The organism is Chitinophaga sp., assembly GCF_035564935.1.
Classification (GTDB): domain Bacteria; phylum Bacteroidota; class Bacteroidia; order Chitinophagales; family Chitinophagaceae; genus Chitinophaga.
Genome location: NZ_DATMTE010001053.1, coordinates 1 through 7987, shown reverse-complemented (window position 1 = coordinate 7987; position 7987 = coordinate 1). Strand labels below are relative to the sequence as shown.

Genomic DNA, 7987 nt, shown 5'->3' with positions numbered 1-7987 from the left:
AGTTCCAATCGTTTTTTATCTGCGTTGCTACATTGGGATTATAATTTTTTTCGTTGTCGGGAATAGGCAACAACACATGCTTATCCTGGAAAGGCTGTGTACCGGTACCCGGCTCGGCCAGTTTCTCCGCATTAATAGTTTGTTTGGCAATACCCCATCGGATCAGGTCAAAGAAACGGCATTGCTCACCGCACAGTTCCAGCTGCCGTTCGCGCATCAGCAGCTTCATGGCATTGTTCTTATCTCCCAAAGCAGTATATAAAACAGCACCCGAACGGGAGCGTACACTGTCAATCAGTGCCAGTGGCTCATTACCGGTGTTCCCTTGTTGAATATAAGCTTCCGCCAGCATGAGCATTACATCCGCCAGGCGGAGCACCTGCCCGTTAATAGGGCTTTTAGGATCACCGTATTTTTCAACCAGGTTATAATATTCATACTTCTTCCACCGGTAATCGCCCTGGGGATCGGTGGCATCAAAGGGATAAGGCTTAGGCCCGGCAGCGCATTGCTGACAGTACACCGTTTCACCGCCGGATGCGGCAGTACCATAAAACGTGGATTTAGCGCGGGGGTCTGTATAAGGCTGACCGTTCACCGGGTGCGCATACGTGAATGCACGCACGGAAGAGTTACTGATGTATACATTTTTCCAGTCGTTCCAGCCATACTCCATGGCCCGGCCGGAATGTGTTTGCTTACCTACCTGTTCGGCGCCGTTGCCAAACATGTAATAAGGAGAACCTACGCCCCAGTCGGTCCACTGCTGGTTCATGATCTGGAAAATGTTTTCCGTTGTGTTCTGGTTCGTAATAGAGAAGAGGCTATCGTATACAGGCGCCAGTTTATAAGTGTAAGGGGCGGCCATGAGCTTTTGCAGCTCCGTTTGTGCAGGTCCCCATTTTTTCTGATAGAGATAAACTTTTCCAAGCAACGCGGTAACAGCGCCTTGGGTAGCGCGGCCCAGTTCTGAGGCAGAATAGGTTACCGGCAATTCAGCAGCAGCCTGTGCTTCTGTAAGATCTTTCTCTATTTGTTTCCACACATCCGCCGCTGCACTGCGTGGCAGGTAGTTGTTATTGAGGGTGGTTTGATAGTCGATATACAAGGGTACATCTCCCCACAAGGTAACCAGGTGAAAGTAAGCATATGCCCGCAGGAACTTTACTTCCGCTACATACTGGTTTACTTTGGCACGGTCGGCCGCCGCCGTAGGATTCCATGCTGCCGCCCTGTCGATCACCAGGTTGGTACGGAAAATCATCCGGTATAAAGAACCCCACAGGAAAGAGAGATCGGCATTATTGGTACCGTAGCTGTAATCGCCCAGTTCCTGCTCGGCCCCCAGCAGGAAGCTGGCACGCTTGGCTTCATTGCCCAGCAGGTCAAAAATAAAATAGTATTCCCTGGCCCATAACCCCGGGTGCAACAATGTAGCGTAACTTGCTACAGTAGCCTGGTTCAGGGCGCCGGTATTTGTAAAGTAAGTATCGTATGCATAGGCGCTCTGATCTACCAGTTCCAGGCGCGACTTTTTACATCCTGTGCTAATGGTGATCAATCCGGCAATAAGCAGCAATTGAAAAATATACGTCTTCATAAAGTTCATTTTAAAAATTAAAACCCTAATTGAATGCCACCCAGGAACGTTCTTGGCTGCGGTACCTGCCCCTGGTCTATACCACGTGCAAAGAGATAGTCGCCCACAATTTCAGGATCATACCCCGTGTAATTGGTGATGGTAAACAGGTTCTGTGCGGCCACATAAATGCGTAATGATTTAACGGTACCTTTGGTAAGCGCAGTGAGCATGGAAACGGGCGCATTATAACCAATGGTGATATTACGCATACGCAGGTAACTGCCGTCTTCCAGCCACCAGTCGGACGGGCGCAGGTTACCGCTACCGGTAGCGTTCTGTCCCAGTCGTGGCAACGCCGCTTCATCGCCGGGTTTACGCCACCTGTCCAGGATAGCGGTAGATGCATTGTGGCCGGTAGCCATCATCTCTGTATTCAATTTTAACCCGTTCAGCAATTTCAAACCGCTGATACCGGAAATCACAATATTCAGATCGAAATTTTTATACGTAACGGCGGCATTAAATCCATATATATATTTAGGGATAGGATTACCCAGGATCTCCTGGTCTTTCACTGTTACCATGCCGTCGCCATCAAGATCTTTATAAATAAAATCGCCTGGCAACAGGCCGTCCTGGTATCTGGCATTGGCATTACCTGTTTTCTTCACTGCTGCGGCATCCAGCGCGGCAACTTCTGCGGCATCGCGCGCTACGTGATCTTTGCGGTAACCATAGAAAGAGCCGATGGCGCTACCTGCGGCGGTATAGGTAGTGGTGGGCACGGCGTCAAAAGCACCGGCCTGTATGGGAGCGGAAAACTGCGCGCCTAAGGACAATACTTCGTTATGATTAACGGAACCGTTTACACTAACGCTGTAGCCAAAGTTCTTACCTATCTTATCGCGGTACCCGATCATCAGTTCAAATCCTTTATTGGCGGCATCTGCAGCGTTCAGGGTTTTCTTTGGCTGGTTGCCGGTAGTACTTACGCCGATGCTTGCAGGAAGAAATGTACTCACTAACAATCCTGTACTTTTACGGTTATACCAATCAGCGGCGATAGTAAGCCGGTTATCCAGGAAGCCCAGGTCCAGTCCTATATCGGTTTGATTGGTTTGTTCCCATTGCAGATCGGGGTTGCTCAATGTAGTGATGGTGGTGCCGGAAATAAATGTTTCGTTGCTGCCAAGCGAATACACCAGTGCGCCGGCAGGTGTGCCCTGGTAGGTTCTCGCGGTGTTCAGGAAGTTAGGAATATTGTTGTTACCGGTTTGCCCCCAGCCGGCCCGCAATTTACCGTTAGATAAAACAGGCAGGGCGTGTTTAATAAATTCTTCTTCAGAAAAACTCCAGGCCACCCCGGCTGATGCAAAATTTCCATAGCGTGTGTTGGCGCCGAAGTTGGAAGCGCCATCCCTGCGTAAACTGGCGGTAAGCACATATTTATCGTCGTAGGTATACCCCGCCCTTCCGTAATAAGAAACCACCGACGGACGCGCATAGTTGGAATAAGTACTGGTAACAGATTGTGAAGGCGCTACGCCCACATTGGTAATATTATCGTTAGGCTGCCCGGTGCCGCGCACATTGGAACCATTGGTCACCCCGGGATCAATATAGCTTTGGCCCGCCATCAGGGAAAGCTGGTGCTTTTTAATTGTTTTATCATAGGTAAGATAATTTTCCAGCATGTAGTAGGAGTTCTCCGTAAAATTGAGCGCCGACTGGCGGGCCTGGTTCAGGTAGTTGGACGACTGGTACTGTTGCTGGTAGCTGTTGGCGCGGGTGGAGTTTACTTCTGCTGCAAACTGCGAACGGAATTTCAGGCCGTTGATGATGCGTACTTCACCGGAAAGCTGCGGAAAAAAGGCGAGCGACTTAGTAGTCTGACTTCTGAGGTCAACATCCTGCAATGGATTTGACGCATTGCTATAGTCCTCAATATTTGATAAAATAGAATAGCCACCGGGGATATTCGGGTCCAGTACCGGTTTATAAGGCGCGTACCGGATAGCATTGAGGATGCTGGCATAGTTGCCCTCGGATACATATTGGCGTAAAATAATATTCTGCGTAAAACGGAAGCGGCCCAACTGTTCTTCCAAGCCAATGCGCGCCTGCATTCTTTTGTTGGTGGCATTGGTTAAAATAGCTTTCTGGTTGATATAGGTAGCGGATACCGAATAGTTCACCTTTTCCCCGCCACCGCTGATGTTCACGTCATTTTCAGATACCAGTGCGTTGCGGAAAACGGCGTCCTGCCAGTTGGTGCTATCCTGCAAAACCGCGGGGGTATTGAACTTGGCAGGTAGTACCGTATTTTTTGTAGCGGCCAGGTCTTTCAGCGCATCCACATACTGGGCGGCATTCAGCAGGTCCAGTTGCTTCCATGCTTTGGCAACGCCCCATTGTGAAGTGAAGCTTACCCTGGGCGGACCGGTCTTGCCTCTTTTGGTGGTAATGATCACCACGCCGTTGGCTGCGGCAGATCCGTAAATAGCTGTAGAGGATGCATCTTTGAGAATAGTGATGCTTTCTATATCCTGTGGGTTCAGCGTATTAAATAAGTTCTTCGTTCCCTGGATACCATCTATCACATACAGGGGATTGATATCCGTGAAGCTGCCCGTACCCCTGATAATGATCTGTGCGTCTGCACCGGCGGCGCCGCTGCTTTGCAGCACCTGTACGCCCGCCGCTTTACCGATCAGTAACTGGGAAGGATTGGTGGCATTTACAGCGCCGGCTTCCTTTACGGAAACAACGCTGAAGGAACCCGCCACATCTTTCCGCCTGGCGGTGCCGTAGCCAATTACTACCAGGTCGTTCAGCGCCGCGATGGTTCTGCTGAGCCTTACTGCCAGCGTTAAGGTGGCCCCGGGTTTCAGCGCTACGCTGTTTAACTGCTGCGTTTCATAACCCATGTAAGAAATGCTGAACAAATACCTGCCTTCCTGGGGTAATCCTGAAAAGCGGAAAATACCGTTACTGTCCGTTACTACACCGGCGGTGTATTTTGTTTTTTCATTCAATGCTACAACAGATGCATTGGGCAGTAGCTCTCCCTGTTCATTGCGCACCGTACCGGTTACCTGCAACCGGGCATGCTGGGCGTGTGACATAAAGGGCAGGCCCAGGAAAAACAAGGCAAGGAGCGGCAATAGCCGTAAATCTGGTCGATAAAACGTCTTCATAACTGGAACGTGTTTTTAAGTACAGGGCATGACGATCCCCGGGCGCCTTTGCGCCTTGTTGTGGAATAAGACTATAGTTGCTGAATTATTTTCGTTTGATTACAAACCCACTGTCGTTTCTCATCAATTTCAGGTTATTAGGTAAGGTAAGGTCTGTCAGTATTTTATCCAGGGAATCGGTATTCTCAAATTTACCGTCAAAATAAATATCGGTAATATCCGGAGGATAATAATAGATGGCAACGCCATAGTAATTGCTTAACTGGTCAAGCACCTGTGTCATGGGCTGGTTATTGAATTTGTACCAATCCGGTTTTACATGGGCCTGGTTACCTGTGCCGGCTTTCACCATCACTTCGGGAGCGGTTGTGTTAAAGGTCAGCAGGTTGGAGGCGCCTGTTTTCCTGTTATACCGTAATTCTTTACCGGGTGTTAATATCACATCTTCCACTTTTTTCTTCGCATCAATGCTCACCCGGACTTTACCGGTATTTAACCTTACACTTATCATGTCTTCCCCCGGTAATGCCTTCACATGAAAGAAAGTGCCGAGCACCGTTGTATGTACCTCGCTGCTGTATACGGTAAAGGGATACGCTTTCTCCGGAACAACGGTGAAATCGGCTTCTCCCGTGAGGTAAACATTCCTGTTCTCACTAAAGCGCTTATGATAGGTGATGGCTGCCTGTGGCAGCAACTGCACTACAGATCCATCCGGTAATACGATCGCCATCGGCTTATTGGTGTTATTTGTTTGCCGGACCTGTTGATTCTGCGGGATGATAGCGCCCGGCTCATTAACAGTATATTGTTCATGTACCGGCTTCGTTATCAGCCGTGATGCCAATACGATCAAACCCGCTGCTACCGCAGCGATAGCCAGGCGTTTAATCCATCTTGTTTTATTTTTCACCGCATTGCTTTGCCGGTGAATGTTGTTCAGCCATTGCTGCGATACCGCTTCAGGAATATCGCCCTCATTGTGTAACTCCAGAAATTCTTCTTCCGGCAGGTATTGTTCCAGTATTTCCGGGTGTTCGTCCAGGTAACGGGTCACCTGCCGTGCTTCGTCAGGAGTACATTGATTTGCAAAGAACCGCTCTATTAATTCATCGTTTATCATGATAACGTACGGCTGATAAATAAATAATACGTTTGTGAAAGACCAGGTACTTAGTCTGGTTGAAAAAATATTTTCAAAAGTGCAACAGCCATCCTGCGAGCGGCAGTATCACGCCTAAATAATGCCTTATCTGCTTTACGGCCTGGAAAATATGTGCTTCCACCGTTCTTGACGACAAGGAAAGTTCGCTGGCTATCTGCTGGTAGGTCATACCTTTAAACCGGCTCATCTCAAATACTTTACGCCGCATGGGAGGCATCTCTTCCAGGGCGTGGGCCAGTTTATGCCGGAGTTCCTTCTCTCCCAGCCTTTCCAATACATCGTCGGCCGGCAAAGTGTATTTGTCAATCACATGAATCACCTTCTCTTTGTAAACTGTATCTTTACGGAGCTGGTCAATCAGCGTGGTACGGGCTATCCTGAATAACTGAACAGTAATATCAAGTTCGTCGGTAAGGCTTTCGCGGTAATTCCAGCATTTGATAAAGGTAAGTTGGGTAACCTCTTCAGCGAGGAAGGATGACTTGGTTTTGCGGAGAATAAAATAATAGATCCTTTTATGGCAGGAATGGTATACCTCGTTAAATACCAGTAAATTACCTTGCTTCAAAGCAGCTATAATATTCACAACGTAGATTTTACAGACCTAATTTAAAGAAATAACAGGTATTTTTTTGAGATAATAAATATAGTATGAAAGAGCTGATTACCAATAAAGATTATGAAGGGATCAGGAAAGCGCTCTCGCAAGATCCTTCACTGGCCAACGAAGGTATTCCTTTCGATGACGCCAATACTACGAAAGCCCATCCTTTGCACCGGATCTGCGACGGTGTGTTTTCCCATAGTTATGCCGACGAAGAAGCCGTTGAAATGGCGAAGATATTTTTAGAGTACGGAGCAAACGTTAATGGTAACGGACCAACCGAAAAAATGGACACGCCGCTTACAGCAGCCGCCAGTTTACATGCAGCAAAAACAGGCATACTGTATATCGAAAACGGCGCTGATATTCACCATGCCGGATGCCATGGAGGCACTGCCTTACACTGGGCTGCATGGACAGGAAACGATCAACTGGTAAACAGGTTGCTTGCGGAAGGAGCGGCAATTAATAAACGCTGTATTGATTTCATGGGCACACCTTTATTATGGGCTATCCATGGATTCAAACACGGAGGCCCGGAAAACAGGGGTAACCAGTTAGAATGCGCCCGGCTGCTGATCGCCGCAGGCGCGGATAAAACAATTCCGAATATAGACGGGGATACTCCATTTCAATTCCTCAATGAAGAAGATGCTGAGTGGGCCAAACTGTTAAAGTAAAAATGGCTACGTCCTGCCTGTTCAATGTACAGACAGGATGCAGCCAATAATATACATCAGGACTTAAAAAACGCCAGGAGATCTTTATTGATCGTGGCAGCTTCCGTGGTAGGCATACCATGCGGAAATCCCGGGTAGGAAATAAGTTTCCCGTTCTTTAACAAGGCAGCTGCCTTAGGGGCGGAGATCGGGTATGGTACGATCTGGTCATCTTCCCCGTGCAGTACCAGCACCGGAATGTCTACACTTTTAAGATCTTCTGTGAAGTCTGTTTCAGAGAACGCTTTGATACAATCGTAGTGCGCTGTGATGGCTCCCATCATACTCTGGCGCCACCAATTGTCTCTTACACCCTGTGATATTTTTGCCCCCTCCCGGTTATACCCGTAAAAAGGTATGGTAAAGTCCTGGAAGAACTGTGTTCTCTGGGTGGCAGTATTGGTGCGGATTTCATCAAACACGGACAATGGCACCCCATCGGGGTTGGCATCAGATTTCACCATGATGGGCGTTACTGCGCTGATGAGTACTGCCTTTGCCACCCTGCCTTTGCCATACTTAGCCGCATAGCGGATCACTTCTCCCCCGCCTGTTGAATGCCCCACATGGATAGCATCCTTTAAATCAAGCGCCTGGGTCAGTTCCGCCACATCTGCCGCATAGGTATCCATATCATGGCCTTTTGAAGTTTGAGTAGACCTTCCATGTCCTCTCCGGTCATGCGCAATTACCCTGAATCCCTGTTGCAGGAAAAATATC

The 7987-nt window shown here is 48.4% G+C and carries 6 protein-coding genes; 1 reads left to right on the top strand and 5 read right to left on the bottom strand.

Annotated features, from left to right (window positions below):
* From VN105_RS27405 to VN105_RS27390, 4 genes are all read right to left on the bottom strand, one after another.
* Window positions 1-1600: RagB/SusD family nutrient uptake outer membrane protein (locus VN105_RS27405; protein ID WP_325646269.1), on the bottom strand; the 1600-nt coding region annotated here is incomplete at its 3' end.
* Between the two features lie 17 nt (window positions 1601-1617).
* Complete coding sequence (locus VN105_RS27400) at window positions 1618-4779, bottom strand: TonB-dependent receptor (protein WP_325646267.1); 3162 nt, start codon at window positions 4777-4779, stop codon at window positions 1618-1620.
* 85 nt (window positions 4780-4864) lie between these two features.
* Entirely contained in the window at window positions 4865-5902 is a 1038-nt protein-coding gene (locus VN105_RS27395) for a FecR family protein (protein WP_325646265.1), read from the bottom strand.
* Between the two features lie 73 nt (window positions 5903-5975).
* The gene (locus tag VN105_RS27390) at window positions 5976-6530 is read right to left on the bottom strand and encodes a sigma-70 family RNA polymerase sigma factor (RefSeq protein WP_325646263.1); all 555 of its coding nucleotides are present in this window, start codon (window positions 6528-6530) and stop codon (window positions 5976-5978) included.
* A 65-nt stretch (window positions 6531-6595) separates the two neighbouring features.
* Here VN105_RS27390 and VN105_RS27385 point away from each other — a divergent pair, with 65 nt between their 5' ends.
* Window positions 6596-7228 (top strand): ankyrin repeat domain-containing protein, encoded by a 633-nt coding sequence (locus tag VN105_RS27385; RefSeq protein ID WP_325646261.1) that lies wholly within the window; start codon window positions 6596-6598, stop codon window positions 7226-7228.
* Window positions 7229-7284: 56 nt separating this feature from the next.
* Here the strand turns inward: VN105_RS27385 and VN105_RS27380 are convergent.
* Window positions 7285-7987, bottom strand: a 703-nt coding sequence (locus tag VN105_RS27380) for an alpha/beta hydrolase (RefSeq protein WP_325646259.1), incomplete at its 5' end; no start/stop codon positions are given.